This is a genomic window from Pseudomonas sp. B21-056, assembly GCF_026016325.1.
GTDB lineage: Bacteria > Pseudomonadota > Gammaproteobacteria > Pseudomonadales > Pseudomonadaceae > Aquipseudomonas.
The window spans coordinates 1445904-1462314 of record NZ_CP087203.1 but is presented as its reverse complement, the minus strand read 5'-3'; the positions used below and the strand labels follow the sequence as shown (position 1 = coordinate 1462314).

At 61.6% G+C, this 16411-nt stretch carries 18 protein-coding genes; 7 read left to right on the top strand and 11 right to left on the bottom strand.

The window, feature by feature from the left end; all coding sequences use genetic code 11:
* Window positions 1-15 precede the first annotated feature (15 nt).
* Complete coding sequence (locus LOY67_RS06510; protein ID WP_265066455.1) at window positions 16-1359, top strand: imelysin family protein; 1344 nt, start codon at window positions 16-18, stop codon at window positions 1357-1359.
* A gap of 225 nt (window positions 1360-1584) precedes the next feature.
* On the opposite strand, the gene LOY67_RS06505 is transcribed toward LOY67_RS06510, so the two are convergent.
* The 4 genes from LOY67_RS06505 to LOY67_RS06490 all read right to left on the bottom strand — a co-directional run bounded on the left by LOY67_RS06505 (window position 1585) and on the right by LOY67_RS06490 (window position 4170).
* Window positions 1585-2820, bottom strand: coding sequence for an RNA polymerase sigma factor (locus LOY67_RS06505; RefSeq protein WP_265066454.1), 1236 nt, complete (start codon window positions 2818-2820; stop codon window positions 1585-1587).
* Window positions 2820-3296: an SRPBCC family protein gene (locus tag LOY67_RS06500; protein WP_265066453.1), complete on the bottom strand. Its 477-nt coding sequence runs from the start codon at window positions 3294-3296 to the stop codon at window positions 2820-2822. Before LOY67_RS06500 ends, LOY67_RS06505 begins: the two co-directional genes overlap by 1 nt.
* Window positions 3297-3323: 27 nt before the next feature.
* Entirely contained in the window at window positions 3324-3668 is a 345-nt protein-coding gene (locus tag LOY67_RS06495; RefSeq protein WP_265066452.1) for a YciI family protein, read from the bottom strand.
* 67 nt (window positions 3669-3735) lie between these two features.
* Entirely contained in the window at window positions 3736-4170 is a 435-nt protein-coding gene (locus LOY67_RS06490) for a YybH family protein (RefSeq protein ID WP_265066451.1), read from the bottom strand.
* A 141-nt stretch (window positions 4171-4311) separates the two neighbouring features.
* Between LOY67_RS06490 and LOY67_RS06485 the strand changes: the two genes are divergently transcribed.
* The gene (locus LOY67_RS06485; protein WP_265066450.1) at window positions 4312-4815 is read left to right on the top strand and encodes a GNAT family N-acetyltransferase; all 504 of its coding nucleotides are present in this window, start codon (window positions 4312-4314) and stop codon (window positions 4813-4815) included.
* On the opposite strand, the gene LOY67_RS06480 is transcribed toward LOY67_RS06485, so the two are convergent.
* The gene (locus LOY67_RS06480; RefSeq protein WP_265066449.1) at window positions 4802-5290 is read right to left on the bottom strand and encodes a GyrI-like domain-containing protein; all 489 of its coding nucleotides are present in this window, start codon (window positions 5288-5290) and stop codon (window positions 4802-4804) included. The genes LOY67_RS06485 and LOY67_RS06480 overlap by 14 nt on opposite strands.
* 79 nt (window positions 5291-5369) lie before the next feature.
* A complete protein-coding gene (locus tag LOY67_RS06475; protein WP_265066448.1) occupies window positions 5370-6032 on the bottom strand; it encodes a LysE family translocator in 663 nt (220 codons plus the stop codon).
* 196 nt (window positions 6033-6228) lie between these two features.
* Between LOY67_RS06475 and alaC the strand changes: the two genes are divergently transcribed.
* Window positions 6229-7446, top strand: a complete 1218-nt coding sequence (gene alaC, locus LOY67_RS06470) for an alanine transaminase (RefSeq protein ID WP_265066447.1) — start codon at window positions 6229-6231, stop codon at window positions 7444-7446.
* A 120-nt stretch (window positions 7447-7566) separates the two neighbouring features.
* Here alaC and LOY67_RS06465 read toward each other — a convergent pair whose 3' ends face one another.
* Together LOY67_RS06465 and LOY67_RS06460 are read right to left on the bottom strand one after the other, a co-directional pair.
* Window positions 7567-8919 (bottom strand): GntP family permease, encoded by a 1353-nt coding sequence (locus LOY67_RS06465; protein WP_265066446.1) that lies wholly within the window; start codon window positions 8917-8919, stop codon window positions 7567-7569.
* A 90-nt stretch (window positions 8920-9009) separates the two neighbouring features.
* Entirely contained in the window at window positions 9010-9543 is a 534-nt protein-coding gene (locus LOY67_RS06460) for a gluconokinase (protein ID WP_265066445.1), read from the bottom strand.
* Between the two features lie 215 nt (window positions 9544-9758).
* Here LOY67_RS06460 and LOY67_RS06455 point away from each other — a divergent pair, with 215 nt between their 5' ends.
* The 3 genes from LOY67_RS06455 (at window position 9759) to LOY67_RS06445 (ending at window position 12036) form a co-directional block, all read left to right on the top strand.
* Window positions 9759-10790, top strand: a complete 1032-nt coding sequence (locus tag LOY67_RS06455) for a LacI family DNA-binding transcriptional regulator (protein WP_265066444.1) — start codon at window positions 9759-9761, stop codon at window positions 10788-10790.
* 153 nt (window positions 10791-10943) lie between these two features.
* Complete coding sequence (locus tag LOY67_RS06450; protein WP_265066443.1) at window positions 10944-11498, top strand: hypothetical protein; 555 nt, start codon at window positions 10944-10946, stop codon at window positions 11496-11498.
* A 115-nt stretch (window positions 11499-11613) separates the two neighbouring features.
* Entirely contained in the window at window positions 11614-12036 is a 423-nt protein-coding gene (locus LOY67_RS06445; RefSeq protein WP_265066442.1) for a GNAT family N-acetyltransferase, read from the top strand.
* A gap of 111 nt (window positions 12037-12147) precedes the next feature.
* Here the strand turns inward: LOY67_RS06445 and def are convergent, their stop codons facing one another.
* Window positions 12148-12687 (bottom strand): peptide deformylase, encoded by a 540-nt coding sequence (gene def, locus LOY67_RS06440; RefSeq protein ID WP_265066441.1) that lies wholly within the window; start codon window positions 12685-12687, stop codon window positions 12148-12150.
* On the bottom strand, window positions 12684-13643 hold the full coding sequence (locus LOY67_RS06435) for a YihY/virulence factor BrkB family protein (RefSeq protein ID WP_265066440.1): 960 nt from the start codon (window positions 13641-13643) through the stop codon (window positions 12684-12686). The genes def and LOY67_RS06435 overlap by 4 nt, the downstream gene beginning before the upstream one ends.
* A 235-nt stretch (window positions 13644-13878) precedes the next feature.
* On the opposite strand from LOY67_RS06435, the gene LOY67_RS06430 reads away from it, so the two are divergent.
* Window positions 13879-14256 carry a hypothetical protein gene (locus LOY67_RS06430; protein ID WP_265066439.1) on the top strand — a complete coding sequence of 126 codons (378 nt, stop codon included), beginning with the start codon at window positions 13879-13881 and terminating at the stop codon, window positions 14254-14256.
* A gap of 204 nt (window positions 14257-14460) precedes the next feature.
* On the opposite strand, the gene fadD1 is transcribed toward LOY67_RS06430, so the two are convergent.
* A complete protein-coding gene (gene fadD1, locus LOY67_RS06425; RefSeq protein ID WP_265066438.1) occupies window positions 14461-16152 on the bottom strand; it encodes a long-chain-fatty-acid--CoA ligase FadD1 in 1692 nt (563 codons plus the stop codon).
* Window positions 16153-16411 lie beyond the last annotated feature (259 nt).

Below are 16411 nucleotides of genomic sequence, written 5' to 3'. Positions count from 1 at the left end.
AGCAGGATGTTTGCCATGATTCGTATGCCCCTGGCTACCGCCAGTCTGCTGGCCATCGCTATTTCCCTCGCCGGCTGCGGCGAAGGCAAAGACAAGGCTGCCGCGCCGCAAGCGCCAACGCCTGCCGCCAGCACTGCGGCACCGGCCGCCCCTGCTGCTGCCGGCAAACTCGACGAAGCCGCCGCCAAGGCCGTCGTCGCGCATTACGCCGAGATGGTCTATGCCGTCTACAGCGATGCCGAATCCACCGCGAAAACCCTGCAAACCGCCGTCGACGCGTTCCTAGCCAAGCCGAACGCCGACACCCTGAAAGCCGCCCGGGCCGCCTGGGTCGCCGCACGCGTACCTTATCTGCAGAGCGAAGTGTTCCGCTTCGGCAACACCATCATCGACGACTGGGAAGGCCAGGTGAACGCCTGGCCCCTGGACGAAGGCCTGATCGACTATGTCGACAAATCCTACGAGCACGCCCTGGGCAACCCCGGCGCCACCGCCAACATCATCGCCAACACTGAAGTCCAGGTGGGTGAAGACAAGGTCGACGTGAAAGACATCACCCCGGAAAAACTCGCCAGCCTGAACGAGCTGGGTGGTTCCGAGGCCAACGTCGCCACCGGCTACCACGCCATCGAATTCCTGCTGTGGGGCCAGGACCTCAATGGCACCGGCCCGGGTGCCGGCAACCGCCCGGCGTCCGACTACCTGCAAGGTGCCGGCGCCACTGGCGGCCACAACGACCGTCGTCGTGCCTACCTCAAGTCCGTGACCCAACTGCTGGTCAGCGACCTGGAAGAAATGGTCGGCAACTGGAAGCCGAACGTGGCCGACAACTACCGCGCCACCCTGGAAGCGGAACCGGCCGAAAGCGGCCTGCGCAAGATGCTGTTCGGCATGGGCAGCCTGTCCCTGGGTGAACTGGCGGGCGAGCGCATGAAGGTGTCCCTGGAAGCCAACTCGCCAGAAGACGAGCAGGACTGCTTCAGCGACAACACCCATAACTCGCACTTCTACGATGCCAAGGGCGTGCGTAACGTCTACCTGGGTGAGTACACCCGTGTCGACGGCACCAAGATGACCGGCGCCAGCCTGTCGTCCCTGGTAGCCAAGGCTGACCCGGCTGCGGACACCGCGCTCAAGGCCGACCTGGCCAGTACCGAAGCCAAGATCCAGGTCATGGTCGATCACGCCAACAAGGGTGAGCACTACGACCAGTTGATCGCCGCCGGCAACACCGCCGGCAACCAGATCGTCCGCGACGCCATCGCCGCCCTGGTCAAGCAGACCGGCTCGATCGAACAGGCTGCCGGCAAACTGGGCATCAGCGACCTGAACCCGGACAACGCTGATCACGAGTTCTGATCAACGCTGGCTGAATGAAAAAGGCGACCTTCGGGTCGCCTTTTTATTGGCGCCACCGAAAAGCCAAACACTGTCTTGTGGCGAGGGGATTTATCCCCGTTCGAGTGCGAAGCACTCGTCAACAGACTGCACCTGCTGCACAAAGCGTGGGATTGCTTCGCAATCCAACGGGGATAAATCCCCTCGCCACAAATAGATCCCTCGCCGCGGGTCCTTGGGATCACATCACGCCAACCCCGCCAACCGCCCTTCAAGAAACCGTCGCTCCGGCAGTTGCTGTGTCAATTCAAGCGCACGCCGGTAAGCCGCCCTCGCCTCCTCCACTCGTCCCAACTGCCGACAGAACTCTGCCCGCGCCGAGTGGGCCAGGTGATAGTCGAGCAACTCGCCACGCCCGAGGATCGACTCGATCTGGCGCAACCCGGCATCCGGCCCGTCGCGCTTGGCCAGGGCGACGGCGCGATTGAGTTCGATCACCGGTGACGGCATGACGCGCAGCAACACATCATAAAGCCCGACGATCTGCGGCCAGTCTGTCTCCTGGGCGGTCGACGCTTCGGCATGCACAGCCGCAATCGCCGCTTGCAGGCAATAAGGCCCGAACCGGCGGGTATTCAACGCGGCTTCCACCAACGCACAGCCGTCGGCAATCAGTTGCGCATTCCACAGGGAGCGGTCCTGTTCATCCAGCAGCACCAGCTCACCGGTGTCCGACGTGCGCGCCGTCCGCCGGGACTCATGCAACAGCATCAGCGCCAACAAACCCATGACTTCGGCTTCAGGCAACAGCTCCATCAACAGCCGTGCAAGACGGATGGCTTCGCGGGTCAGGTCTTCACGGGTCAACTCGGCGCCCATCGACGCCGAGTAACCTTCGTTGAACACCAGGTAGATCACCCGCAGCACACTGTCCAAGCGCTCGGGCAACTCCGAACGGGACGGTACCTGGTAGGGAATCTTCGCGTCGCGAATCTTCGCCTTGGCTCGCACGATACGTTGGGCGATGGCCGCCGGTGCAGCGAGGAATGCACGGGCGATTTCCTCGGTGCTCAGGTCGCAGACTTCCCGCAGCGTCAGCGGCACCTGGGCATCCGCCGCCAGGGCCGGGTGGCAACAAGTGAAAATCAGCCGCAGACGATCGTCTTCCACGTCTTCGTCGCTCCAATCAGACTGCTCGAGCGCTTCAAGTTGAGCAATCAGCATGGGCTGGGACGCCGCGAAGCGCGCTCGCCGGCGCAGACTGTCGATCGCCTTGAAGCGCCCGGCGGACACCAGCCAGGCCCTCGGGTTGTCCGGCACACCGTCCCGTTGCCAGCGCTCGACCGCGATGAAGAAGGCTTCGTGCAGGGCTTCTTCTGCCAGGTCGAAATCCCCCAGCAGGCGAATCAGCGTCGCGAGGATCCGCCGTGAGTCTTGTCGGTAGACCTGCTCGACCCGCGCCTTGACTACATCGACCGACATCAGTCGGGCATGCCTTGGGTGACCAACGCTTCAAGCCGGTCCAGGCTCTGGCCCCAGCCGTCATGGAAGCCCATGGCCTCGTGGGCCTGCCGGTCCTCTTCGCTCCAGTGCAGGGCACGGGCGGTGTAGCGGGTTTTGTCGCCCTCCTCTTCAAGCACCACCTCGGCCGTCATGAAGGCCTTGCCGGAGGGCATCCAGCCGGGCACGAACGCATCGGTGAACACCAGGCGCCGGGGGGCGAGGATTTCCAGGAACACCCCCATGGTCGGGTACTCGCTGCCGTCGGGTGCACGCATCAGGGTGCGAAACTGACCGCCGACCCACAGGTCCATTTCGCATTCCGGCGTGGTCATGCCGTGGGGCCCCCACCACTGGACCAGCAGGGCCGGCTCGGTCCAGGCACGGAAAATCTTCTGGCGCGGGGCATCGATCAGCCGGCTGATGGACAATTCGAAAGCAGCAGGTGTGAGGTTCATGAGCGAAATCCTGTTTGTGATTGTTATTCAGGGGTTCAGTTGGCGCACCGGTCGGACTTCGACACAACCGACCCGGGCCGCCGGGATGTTGCCGGCGACCTGGATGGCCTCGTTCAAGTCCTTGGCGTCGATCAGGTAAAAACCCGCCAGTTGCTCCTTGGTTTCAGCGAACGGCCCGTCGGTGATCGACAGCTTGCCGCCACGCATGCGCACGGTGGTCGCGGTCTGCACCGACGCCAGGGCCTCGGCGGCGATCATCCGCCCGCTGCCCTGGATCGACTCGGCGTAGGCCATGCACTCGGCGTCCTCCGGGCTGTCGGGCGAGCTGTGCAGCGTTTGTTCGTTGCTATACACCAGGCATAAGTACTTCATGGAAAACTCCGGGATCGAACTGATCAACAATGACAGCAGAAGGACGTGGTGGCGAAAAAACCGACGATCAGGGCTGCAGATCGAATATCGCCGTGCCCGCCATCGGATCGAACGGCGCCGACCAATGCTCATGGACGATCTTCCACTGCCCCGCCACACGCTGGTAGCAGGCCGTCACGCGCATCCAGCAGGCCTGTTCTTCGCCCTTGTCGTTGGTGCCGCCGCAATAGGCCAGCCAATGGGCGAAGGCGATGCTGTCCGCCGCGTTGATCCTGACTTGATGGAAGTCGAACTTGTGCGGGCCGGGGCACATTTCCAGGCAGGCCTGCCAATGCGCCCGATAGGCGACCTTGCCCTTGAATTGCAGGGCCTGGATGGCGTCGAACGAGACGATGTCATCGTGATAGAGCGCCATGACTTTTTCGACGTCCTTGCTCATGACCGCTTGGCGATAGGTGTCGATCAGGGTCTGGATTTCGCTTTCGGTGGTTTGGGTATTCATGGTGATTCTCCACAGGTTTTTGTTGAAGACACCCTTTGTCGTCTGGGGAAAGGGCGAATCGACATCCCGGATAAAAATAATTCAAGGAAGAAAGTTCGCTAGAATCCAGCCTCATTCCGCCGGCAGATAACGGACGTTACTGTGACTGCTCAACTTGTCGCCTACGAACATCTGAGTGCCGTCCAGCGCCAACAGGTGGAGGCCATCGAGATCCTGCCGGACCAGGTCCGGTTCGCCGGAGACATCCACGGGGCACTGCACATGCTGCTGTCCCGGCCCTGCCCGGGGGTCAAGGGTTTCGCGTGGCTGGTCGACGATGTGCCGGTGGCGTTCCTGCTGCTCAAGCGTGCGCCCGTACTGCCCGCCTGGGCCGATGAACACAGCGCGACCCTGCACGCCCTGCAGGTCGACCACCGGGCCCAGGGCAAGGGCCACGGCAAGGCCTGCCTCCAGGCTCTGCCCACCGTGGCGCGCGCGGCCTGGCCGGAAATCAGGGGGTTGGAGCTCTCGGTGGATGCCGGTAACGAATCGGCCATCGGCCTGTACACCCAAATGGGTTGGGTCGACTGTGGCGAGGCCTACAAGGGCCGCATCGGTTATGAGCGACGGATGGGCTTGATGTTCCAGGCCACTAGCGGCTTTTGAGCGGTATCCAGATCTCCAGCGTACCCTCACCGGTCCTGGGGTTGAAATCCTCGCTGTAGCGTTCGAACTCCGGTGCGTCTGCCGCTTCGTGACCCGACCGTGGCAACCAGACATTCCAGATGTGGTGAAAGGTGTCCGGCAGGGTTTTCAACGGCCCACGGTGTTCGAACACGGCATAGCGGGCGGGCTGGATCTCGATCCAGCGGTACTGTTCCGGCAAATCATCGAGTCGGCTGATCTCCACCCCGGCGATGTATTCGAACCCGCCCTTCCCGTCCGGGTTGCAACACACACCGTAGGTGATTTCGCTTTTTTGCCCTGGCACGTTACCGAGCCAGGGCAGAAATTTTTCCCAGAGCAGGGGGATACCCTGGGCAGTCTCCTGGGTAAAACGGCCGCCGAAACCGGCGATCAGTTGGAAATTTCCGTGTTCGAAGCGTGGCTCGGCTATGTAATCGCGTTGGGGATTTTCCATGCGTCAACACTCCGCAAAACGTGAGCTCGGGCTTGGCAGTATAGAAGCCAAACCATGATTGCCAGGGCCGTTTGGCTTGTCAGGCCGCTGGAATGACCGTCGCCACGGAGGCCCCTAAAAACTCGTTGTAGCCAGAAAGGATCACGTAAACGGCGAAATAACAGAAGATCGCAGCGGATGCCCAATAGGAATAACGCAGCAATTTATCCCCCAATAATTTTCCACCCTGGGTCGCCGCCAGGCACAGGCCGGCACTCCACAGCAGCCCGGCACAGAGGAAGCCACCGAGGAAAAGCACCGAGCTGAGCACGGTGCCACCTCCTGAACGGGCGATGAGCGTACCGCCCACGGCCGCGAACCAGAGGATCGCGCTGGGCGATGACATGGCCAGGAAGATCCCGCGCAGGAATTCCTGGCGAGAGGAGTTGCCCTGCACCTCGCCCGCCTGCTCCAGCACTGCGCCGTGATAAATCGCCGAATGAACCATTTTCGCCGCGAAGTACAGCAACAGCACCGAACCGCCGATCCACAGCACCCAACGCACCGCTGCGTATTGCAACAACACGGTCATGCCGGCCAGGGCCAGCACCGCATAGACCAGGTCGCCCACGCAGGTACCCAGGCCCAGGGCGAACCCCTGGAAATAACCACGTTGCATCGCCAGAGTGATCATCGCGATGTTGGCGACACCGATGTCCAGGCACAGGGAGAGACTCAGCAAAAAGCCGCTGGAAAATTCCATCATCATTCCGTTCGGGTTGGTATGGCGAATTGAACAGCCCGCACGCATCCCACGAGCGGGTCGACAGTGTCGTCGAAAATAGTTGTGGGCCGCCACTGGACAAGCGGCCGTCGCGGCCATTATCTTGCGCCGCAGGCCACCGCAGTGGCCAACGTCGCTCGGACGGTTCCGGGCGCTCACGTATCTCGAGGCAACAATGGCCGAACAAGGTTCGCCGCGCCGCTTTGCGCGCATCGATCGACTCCCCCCTTACGTATTCAATATCACTGCCGAGCTGAAGATGGCTGCGCGTCGGCGCGGCGAAGACATCATCGACTTGAGCATGGGTAACCCCGACGGCGCCACGCCCCCGCACATCGTGGAGAAACTGGTCACCGTCGCCCAGCGTGAAGACACCCACGGCTACTCCACCTCCAAAGGCATCCCGCGCCTGCGCCGCGCCATTTCGCGCTGGTACAAGGACCGCTACGAGGTGGACATCGACCCTGAAAGCGAAGCCATCGTCACCATCGGCTCCAAGGAAGGCCTGGCCCACCTGATGCTGGCGACCCTGGACCAGGGCGACACGGTACTGGTGCCCAACCCCAGCTACCCGATCCACATCTACGGCGCGGTGATCGCCGGCGCCCAGGTGCGCTCGGTGCCGCTGATACCGGGCGTGGATTTCTTCGACGAACTGGAGCGGGCCATTCGCGGTTCGATTCCGAAGCCGAAGATGATGATCCTGGGCTTCCCGTCCAACCCCACCGCCCAGTGCGTGGAGCTGGACTTCTTCGAGCGGGTCATCGCCCTGGCCAAGCAGTACGACGTGCTGGTGATCCACGACCTGGCCTACGCCGACATCGTCTACGACGGCTGGAAAGCCCCGTCGATCATGCAGGTGCCCGGCGCGAAAGACATCGCGGTGGAGTTCTTCACCCTGTCCAAGAGCTACAACATGGCCGGCTGGCGCATCGGCTTCATGGTCGGTAACCCGGAACTGGTCAGCGCCCTGGCGCGGATCAAGAGCTATCACGACTATGGCACCTTCACCCCGTTGCAGGTGGCCGCCATCGCCGCATTGGAAGGCGATCAGCAGTGCGTGCGCGACATCGCCGAGCAGTACCGCCAGCGCCGCAATGTGCTGGTCAAGGGCCTGCACGAACTGGGCTGGATGGTGGAAAACCCCAAGGCGTCGATGTACGTCTGGGCCAAGATCCCTGAGGCCTATGCGCACCTGGGCTCACTGGAGTTTGCCAAGAAGCTGCTGGCCGAAGCCAAGGTCTGCGTCTCACCGGGCGTGGGGTTCGGCGAGTATGGGGATGATCACGTGCGCTTTGCGCTGATCGAAAACCAGGACCGGATCCGCCAGGCTGTGCGCGGGATCCGGGCGATGTTCCGGGCGGATGGGTTGGTCAGCAAGACCAACGCCTGACACAAAACCAACTGTGGGAGCGAGCTTGCTCGCGATGGCGGTGTATCAGTCAACACAGATACTGACTGTTATATCGCCATCGCGAGCAAGCTCGCTCCCACATTGGTTACTTCGCCAGGCTTAGACCACCAGCGACAACAACAGGATAAAGCCCAACCCCACCACCGACAGGATGGTTTCCATCGCGGTCCAGGTCTTGAAGGTTTCGGCCACGGTCATGTTGAAGTACTGCTTGACCAGCCAGAAGCCTGCATCGTTGACGTGAGACAGGATCAACGAACCGGCACCGGTCGCCAGCACCAGCAGCTCGCGGTTCACGCCCGGGATCATCCCCACTACCGGCACCACGATGCCTGCCCCCGTGATGGTTGCGACGGTGGCCGAACCGGTGGCGATACGAATCACCGCCGCGACCAGCCAGGCCAGCAGGATCGGCGAAATCTGCGCACTCACGGCCATGTGGCCGATCACGTCACCCACACCGCTGGTCACCAGCATCTGCTTGAAACCGCCACCGGCACCGATGATCAGGATGATCGCGGCGGTCGGCGCCAGGCTCGCGTCGAGCAACTTCAGGATCTGGTTGGAACCGATGCCCTGGCGATGGCCGAAGGTGTACAGCGACAGCAGCAAGGCCAGCAGCAGTGCCGAGATCGGGTGGCCGATCAGGTCCATGAAGGTACGGAAGATGTTGCCGTCCGGCAGCACCACGTCGGCAAAGGTCTTGAGCAGCATCAGGAACACCGGCAGCAGCACAGTGACCAGGGTAATGCTGAAGCTCGGCAGTTCCTTGGCCTCGGGCTCACGGGCCAGTTGATCGACCAGCTCCTGATTGGCGTGGCCCGGGATGTGCTTGGCGATGAACGTACCGAAAATCGGGCCGGCGATGATGGCGGTCGGCAACGCGACGATCAGGCCATAAAGAATGGTCTTGCCGATATCGGCACCGAACACGCCGATGGCCAGCAGCGGACCCGGGTGCGGTGGCACCAGGCCGTGCACCGCGGACAGACCGGCGAGCAGCGGGATACCGATCTTGATGATCGACACGCCGGTGCGGCGGGCCACGATGAACACCAGCGGGATCAGCAGTACAAAACCGATTTCGAAGAACAGCGGGATCCCCACCAGGAACGCGGCGAACATCATCGCCCACTGCACCTTGTCCTTGCCGAAGGCGCGGATCAGGGTCTGGGCGATCTGATCGGCCCCGCCCGACTCGGCCATCATCTTGCCGAGCATGGTGCCCAGCGCCAGGATGATCCCGACGAAGCCCAGCACGCCGCCAAAGCCGTCCTGGAAGGCCTTGATGATGGTGCCGATCGGCATGCCCGAGGTCAGGCCGAGAAACGCCGCGGCAATGGTCAGGGCAATGAAGGGGTGGAACTTGAACTTGGTGATGAGGACGATGAGTCCGATCACCGTGACCACTGCATCAAGCAGTAGAAACGACTCGTGGGACATGCCGAACATGAGGTGTCTCCTGATTTGTTGTTGTTATTGAAGCAGTTATTCGTAAGCTGCCGGGACAGCGCTATCTTTCTGACGCAAAATTCTTGGAGTTCAACTGGCCAGCTTCAGGCCGTGCTCCACCCACCAGGTGTAAGCCTGGCGAGCCAGTTCATCGACGTCATGGCTGGACGCATCCAGGGCCAGGGTCAGGGGCTCGCCGACGGGGGATTCAAGGGTGGCGAACTGACTGTCGATCAGGGTCGAGGGCATGAAATGGCCGGGACGGTGGGACACACGGTCCGCCGCCACCTCGGGGGTCAGTTCCAGGAATACGAAGCCCAGGCCCGGCAAGGCGCTGCGCAGGCGTTCGCGATAACTGTGCTTGAGGGCCGAGCAGGTCAACACCGGGCGCTCGCCCGTGGCATCGACACGGCGCAACTCGTCGCACAGGCTGTCGAGCCAGCCGGCACGGTCGTCGTCGTTCAGGGGAATACCGGCGCTCATCTTCTGGATGTTGGCCGCAGGGTGGAACGTGTCGCCTTCGATGGCGGTGGCGCCGCTCAATTGGCACAGGGCCTGGCTGACGCAAGTCTTGCCGCAACCGGCAACGCCCATGATGACCAGGGCGGTGATGGGATTATTCATGTAACACCTCAGCGCGCAGACAGCGCTACCTTTGCCAGTTATGACACCGCAGCAAAAGCAGAAGTTGCCGACGCCTTCTTGTCATTTTTGTGGTTGCAGCATTGTTCGTTCACGACACCAACGGATGGGATTCAGGCAAACCCCACTCGCGCATTTGCAGCCGCGTCGAGACAGCGCTACCTTAGTGCCTGGATTTTTGTTTGGCAAGCCACCTGATGACCGTCCCCAAGAACGATAAGAACACACGCACCACCGGTCGCCCTACGCTCAACGAAGTCGCGCGCCTGGCCGGTGTCAGCCCCATCACCGCTTCCCGTGCCCTGCGCGGCGTCAGCACCGTGGCCACTGACCTGGTAGAAAAAGTCCGACAGGCGGCGCAGGAACTGAACTACGTCGTCAACCCTGCCGCCCGTGCCCTGGCTTCGGCCCAGAGCCACTCGGTGGTGGTGCTGGTGCCGTCGCTGTCCAACCTGCTGTTCATCGACACCCTGGAAGCCATCCATCGCGTGCTGCGGCCCAAGGGCTTCGAAGTGGTGATCGGCAACTATCACTACTCCCGAGATGAAGAAGAAGACCTGCTGCGCAACTACATGGCCTATCAGCCCCGTGGTTTGTTGCTGACCGGTTTCGACCGCACCGAAAGCGCCCGCCGCATGATCGAGGCCAGCAACATTCCCTGTGTCTACATGATGGAACTGGACCCTGGGGCGGGCCTCAACTGCGTCGGCTTTTCCCAGCTCAAGGCCGGCGAGACGGCGGCCGGGCACTTGATCTCCCGCGGTCGCAAACGCCTGGCTTATATCGGCGCACAATTGGACCAGCGCACCTTGTTGCGTGGCGAAGGTTTCCGCCGGGCCCTGCAGCAGGCCGGGCTGTACGACCCGGACCTGGAGCTGTTGACCCCGCGCCCGTCATCGGTGGGCCTGGGCGGCGAATTGTTCCTGCAACTGCTGGCCAGCCACCCGGATGTCGATGGGATCTTCTTCGGCAACGACGACCTTGCCCATGGCGCGCTGTTCGAAGCCTTGCGCTGCGGCATCAGGATTCCCGAGCAGATCTCGGTCCTCGGCTTCAACGATTTGCCCGCCTCGGCCCACATGGTGCCGCGCCTGAGCAGCATTAGTACCCCGCGGGAAGCCATCGGCCGCCGTGCCGCCGAACAGATGCTGACGTTGATGGCGGGCAATCGCATCGCCCAACCCGTAGTGGACATGGGCTTCGAACTCAAGATCCGCGAAAGCACCTGAGCCGGTGAGGCGGTCGATCCCTGCCGGTCAACGGCAAGGCTTGGCCGCTTCGCCTCGCCCCGCATCCCTGCAACCCTTGTAACCCGAGGCGCCTGGCCTCGGCATGGGAATTGCTCCTGCCCATCGCTCAGACATTACCTACAGGTATCCCTCATGTTGGTCAGTGCAAAACAGCAAGCGATGATTCTGCCGCTCAAGCGCCTGGGCGAGGACCCGACCGCCGACGCAGCCAGCGGCCTGCAAAGCGCCGCGTTGCAGGCGTTGCGCGAGAACGTCCAGGCCCAGGCCAGCCAGGGCAACGTCCAGGTCCAGGAGTCCGTCACCCAACAGGCCACGCAACAGGTCAATGCGGCCACCGCCATCAGCGACAACGTCGATGAGGCGTTCGCCAAGACCCGCATGCAACTGCAGACCCTTGCCTCCCAGGATGCCTGGGCAAGCCAGACCGACAGCTCAGCACTGAAGGACTTCAAGGACTACATGAGCAAGACGCCTGAAGAACGCCTGCGTGACAGCATTCTCAAGGAGATGGGCATCAGCGAAGAAGAATACGAGGCCATGCCACCCGAGAAGCAATTGGCGGTCGGCCAGGAAATTGCCCAGCGCATGCAGGACAAATCCGCAATGGCGCAGGCAGAAAAGGACCAGGAACGCCGCAACACCGGCGATAAGGATCCCGCCGCGGCCACGCGCCTCGCATCCCTCTGAACCCGCCAGGCCGCCAGCCGATGATGCGCCGGGGTCTACGCCCCGGTCCGTCGTTGCGGCCAGTCGAAGCGTGTTCCCTTATAATCGCCCCCCTCACCGCCTCCACGACGTTGCCATGTCCGAAATCCGCTACGTGCTGCTTGATGAACCGCTGTGGCCTTTGATGAACAAGTTCTACCGCGCCCATCAATCCTCGATGAAAGCCGTGCGTGACGCGCAACTGTGGGTGGCGCGACGGGATGACATCGTCGCCGCCCTGTGCCTGCGACCGGTGTCGGGCGGGCACTGGTTGACGGGGTTGTTTGTCGACCCGGCGTACCGTGGGCAAGGTGTTGCGGCGCGGTTGATCAGCGAAGCGGTGGAAGCAGTGGACGCACCGGTGTGGCTGTTCTGCCACCCGGAGCTGCGCGGCTTTTATGAGCGACACGGCTTCACTTTCGATCCTGCCCTGCCCTATGCAATGGCCGAGCGGCTGAGCCGGTATGCACGGAGCAAGCCGATGATTGCGATGGGGTTGGAGCCGGGAACCGGGTCCTGATGCCATCTCATATACCCTGCTCGCGAAGGCGGCGGAACATTCAGCCCTGATGCAAGCAGACCCACCGCTATCGCGAGCAGGCTCGCTCCCACAGGGGATTGAGGTGAATGTTCAATCGTCGGCCGTCGGATCAAGGTCTGGAAACATCACCTCGGTAAACCCGAACTTGCTGAAGTCGGTGACGCGCGACGGGTACAAGCGCCCGATCAGGTGATCGCACTCATGCTGCACCACCCGTGCGTGGAAACCCGAGGCTGTGCGCACGATCGGCTCGCCCTTGGGATCGAAGCCTTCATAGCGGATGTGCCGGTAGCGATCGACCGCTCCACGCAGGCCAGGCACCGACAGGCAGCCCTCGAAACCCTCTTCCATCAGCGGGTTCAGCGGCGTGATCAGCGGGTTGATCAGGATGGTCTGCGGCACGGCCTCCGCGTCGGGGTAACGCTCGCTGTGTTCGAAGCCGAAGATCACCAGTTGCAGGTCCACGCCGATCTGCGGTGCCGCCAGACCGACGCCACCGACGCTTTCCATGGTCTGGAACATGTCGTCGATCAATTGCCACAGCTCCGGGGTGTCGAACATCTGCGGTGGAACCGGTGGGGCGATACGCAGCAGGCGTGCATCGCCCATCTTGAGGATTTCTCGAATCATGGTCGGGCTTCGTCTGCGTTCGGATCGCTGTCCGGTTTGATGGAGTGGTCGCGCGCCAGTCCCGATACATGGTGCTTCCAGTGCTCGTCTGGAACCTTCTCACCACGCTCCTTGCCTTCGGCGGACATATGTTCGATCACTGCGTTCATCTCCGCGCCCAGCAACAGCACCGCCGCCGAGATGTAGAAGTACAGCAGCAATACGATGATCGCGCCGATACTGCCATACATGGCGTTGTAGTTGGCAAACGTCTTGACGTAAAAAGCGAAGCCCAGGGAGGCGATGATCCACACCACCACGGCCAGCACCGACCCTGGGGTGATGAAGCGAAACTCCTGCTTCACGTCAGGCATCACGTAGTAGATCAACGCCACCGCCACCATCAACAGGATCACGATCACCGGCCAGCGCACGATCGTCCAGAGCGTGACGATGAATTCCTCCAAGCCGACCTGGGAGGCAATCCACTCCATCACCTGCGGCCCGAGGACCATCAGCGCCGCGGCGATGAGCAGCATGCCGGCGATGCCGACCGTATAGAAAATCGACAGCGGGAAGCGCTTCCAGGCCGGGCGTCCCTCGACCACGTCGTAGGCGGCATTCATGGCGCTCATCATCAGCCGCACCCCGGCCGAGGCCGTCCACAACGCAACCACGATACCCACCGACAGCAACCCGCCCTTGGATTGCTGGAGCTGGTCGATCACTGGGTTGACCTGCTCCAGCGCCTGGGGCGGCAGTACCAGCTCCGATTGCAGGCGCAACCACGAGAAGAAATCCGGCAGATGCAGGAAGCCAATCAGCGCGATCAGGAAGAGGATGAAGGGGAACAGGGAAAACAGCATCTGGTAGGCCAGTGCCGAGGCGTAGGTGGACATCTCGTCGTCGAGAAACTCGGTCACCGTACGCATCATCACACGATGCAACGGCAAACCTTTCATATCCGGAAATATCATGAGCGTCTCCTTTCGCCGCAAAAAAGGTCGCGTGGCGACTCAAGGGGCGTTTTTTTACCTCAAAGTAGCCTGTTTGGCGACTTCGAGACAATCTCATCCCGACGCAGAATTGACCGATGCTCCACGGCGCAAGTTTCATTCTTCGCACCGGCGGGGCTTTATGTTTGCCCGCCAACCGTCGAGAATGCCTCACATATTCAGGCTCGGCCCGAAGCTTTAATCCCGTAGGAACGTTATGAAACTCGATAAGAAGCAGGCCATTGCCCGCAGAAACCAGGAACTGGGCGGCGCCGTCCTGGGCGTCAACAACTGCCATTTCAGCGAATTGAACCGCAACCGCAACATCTTCTGGTTCAACATTCCGGTGACCCGCCTGGCAGTCGGCCAATACGAATGGATTCATCTGCTGCTGCACACCCCGACCACCGACGAGCTGCTGCACCTGAAAGTGCCGACCGTATTCCTGCGGGAAAAAATGGAAGGCCTGGAAGTGCGCAACCAGGGCAAGCGCAAGGCCGCCCTGAGCCTGGAGCTGAGCGCCGACAGGGATTCGTACCTGCAAGACTTGCGACCGGGGGGCACCAACCTGGATTTCGCGCAGTTCAGGTTGTGACCCACCGCCTACAGCCGACTTCCCTGTGGCGAGGGGATTTATCCCCGCTGGGGCGCGGAGCGGCCCTTGCTTTTTTTGGTCTGCTTCGCAGCCCAGCGGGGCGGTGCGACGTTTCGCTAAATCCCCTCGCCACAACAGCGACTGCCTGAGTAATCGTGCAACAAAAAGCCCCGCTTCGGCGGGGCTTTCTGTTTACACGCAATGCTACTTCTTCAAACCCAACTTCCTGAGTTCTTCATCCCGCAGCTCACGCCGCAGGATCTTGCCCACGTTGGTGGTCGGCAACGCATCGCGGAACTCGACGGACTTGGGCACCTTGTAGCCGGTGACGTTGGCGCGCATGTGCTCCATCACCTGCTCCTTGGTCAGCGTGGCACCTGGCCGCACGACGATGAAGATCTTGATCGCCTCGCCGGACTTCTCGTCCGGTACACCGATGGCGGCGCATTGCAGCACGCCCGGCAGGGTCGCCAACACGTCTTCCAGTTCGTTGGGGTACACGTTGAAGCCGGAGATCAGGATCATGTCTTTCTTGCGATCGACGATGCGCATGTAGCCGTCCGGCTGGATCAGCGCGATGTCGCCGGTCTTGAGCCAGCCCTCGCTGTCGAGGATTTCGTCGGTGGCCTCCTGGCGCTGCCAGTAGCCCTTCATCACCTGTGGACCTTTCACACACAACTCGCCGACTTCGCCCAGGGGCAGTTCGACGCCGGCATCGTTGATGACCTTGCACAGCGTCGATGGCACCGGAATGCCGATGGTGCCGACCTGGATGTTCTGGATCGGGTTGACCGTGGCCACCGGACTGGTTTCAGTCATGCCATAGCCTTCGCAGATCGAGCAGCCGGTGACCGCTTTCCAGCGCTCGGCAGCGGCCAGTTGCAGGGCCATGCCGCCGGACAAGGTGACCTTCAGCGCGGAGAAATCCAGCTTGCGGAAACCTTCGTTGTTGCACAGCGCCACGAACAGGGTGTTGAGGCCGACGAAGCCGCTGAACTTCCACTTCGACAGTTCCTTGACCATCGCCGGAAGGTCGCGCGGGTTGCTGATCAGGATGTTGTGGTTGCCGATCAGCATCATTGCCATGCAATGAAAGGTGAAGGCATAGATGTGATACAGCGGCAGCGGCGTGATCAGCACTTCGCAACCTTCATTGAGGTTGGAGCCCATCAGCGCCTTGCACTGCAGCATGTTCGCCACCAGGTTGCGGTGGCTCAGCATTGCGCCCTTGGCCACGCCGGTGGTGCCGCCGGTGTACTGCAACACGGCCACGTCATCACTGCCCGGGTTGGCTTCGGTCACTGGCCGGCCGTGGCCCTTGCTCAATACGTCGTTGAACTTGACGGCCTTGGGCAGGTGATACGCCGGGACCATCTTCTTCACGTACTTGATCACGCTGTTGATCAACAGCCGCTTGAGCGGCGGCAACAGGTCGGCAACCTCGGTGACAATGACATGCTTGACGCCTGTCTTCGGCACCACGGCCTCGGCCAGGTGCGCCATGTTCGCCAGGCAGACCAGCGCCTTGGCGCCGGAGTCGTTGAACTGGTGTTCCATCTCCCGCGCGGTGTACAGCGGGTTGGTATTGACCACGATGAGGCCGGCGCGAATCGCCCCGAACACCGCCACCGGGTATTGCAGAACGTTAGGCAGTTGCACGGCGATTCGATCGCCCGGCTGCAAATCGGTATGCTGTTGCAGATACGCGGCAAAGGCACCGGACAATTCGTACAGTTCACCGTAGGTGAGCGTCTTGCCGAGGTTGCTGAATGCCGGCTTGTCGGCGAAGCGTTGGCAGGACTGCTTCAACACCGCCTGAATATTCGGATACTCGTCTGGATTGATGTCGGCAGCAATCCCAGCTGGGTACTTATCCTTCCAAAAGTCTTCGATCATGGAAGCCCACTCCTCAGCAACGCGAATTCTCACCGCATTTGATGCGATTATTATTGGTGTGTTTGTTGGTGAATCTGGCTTGGATGAAGGCCGAGAAGTCACAAAAGCGCGCCGAGAGTAGCAGCTTTGCCAAGGGTCGACTAGAGCCAAAAGTGGCTGGCATGGTCACTAATTCGACTCAAGAATATGCAATGGTCACTTTTAGAGTAAAAATTCTACAAACTGTAGGAACGCTCTGAAAACCAATGTGGGAGCGAGC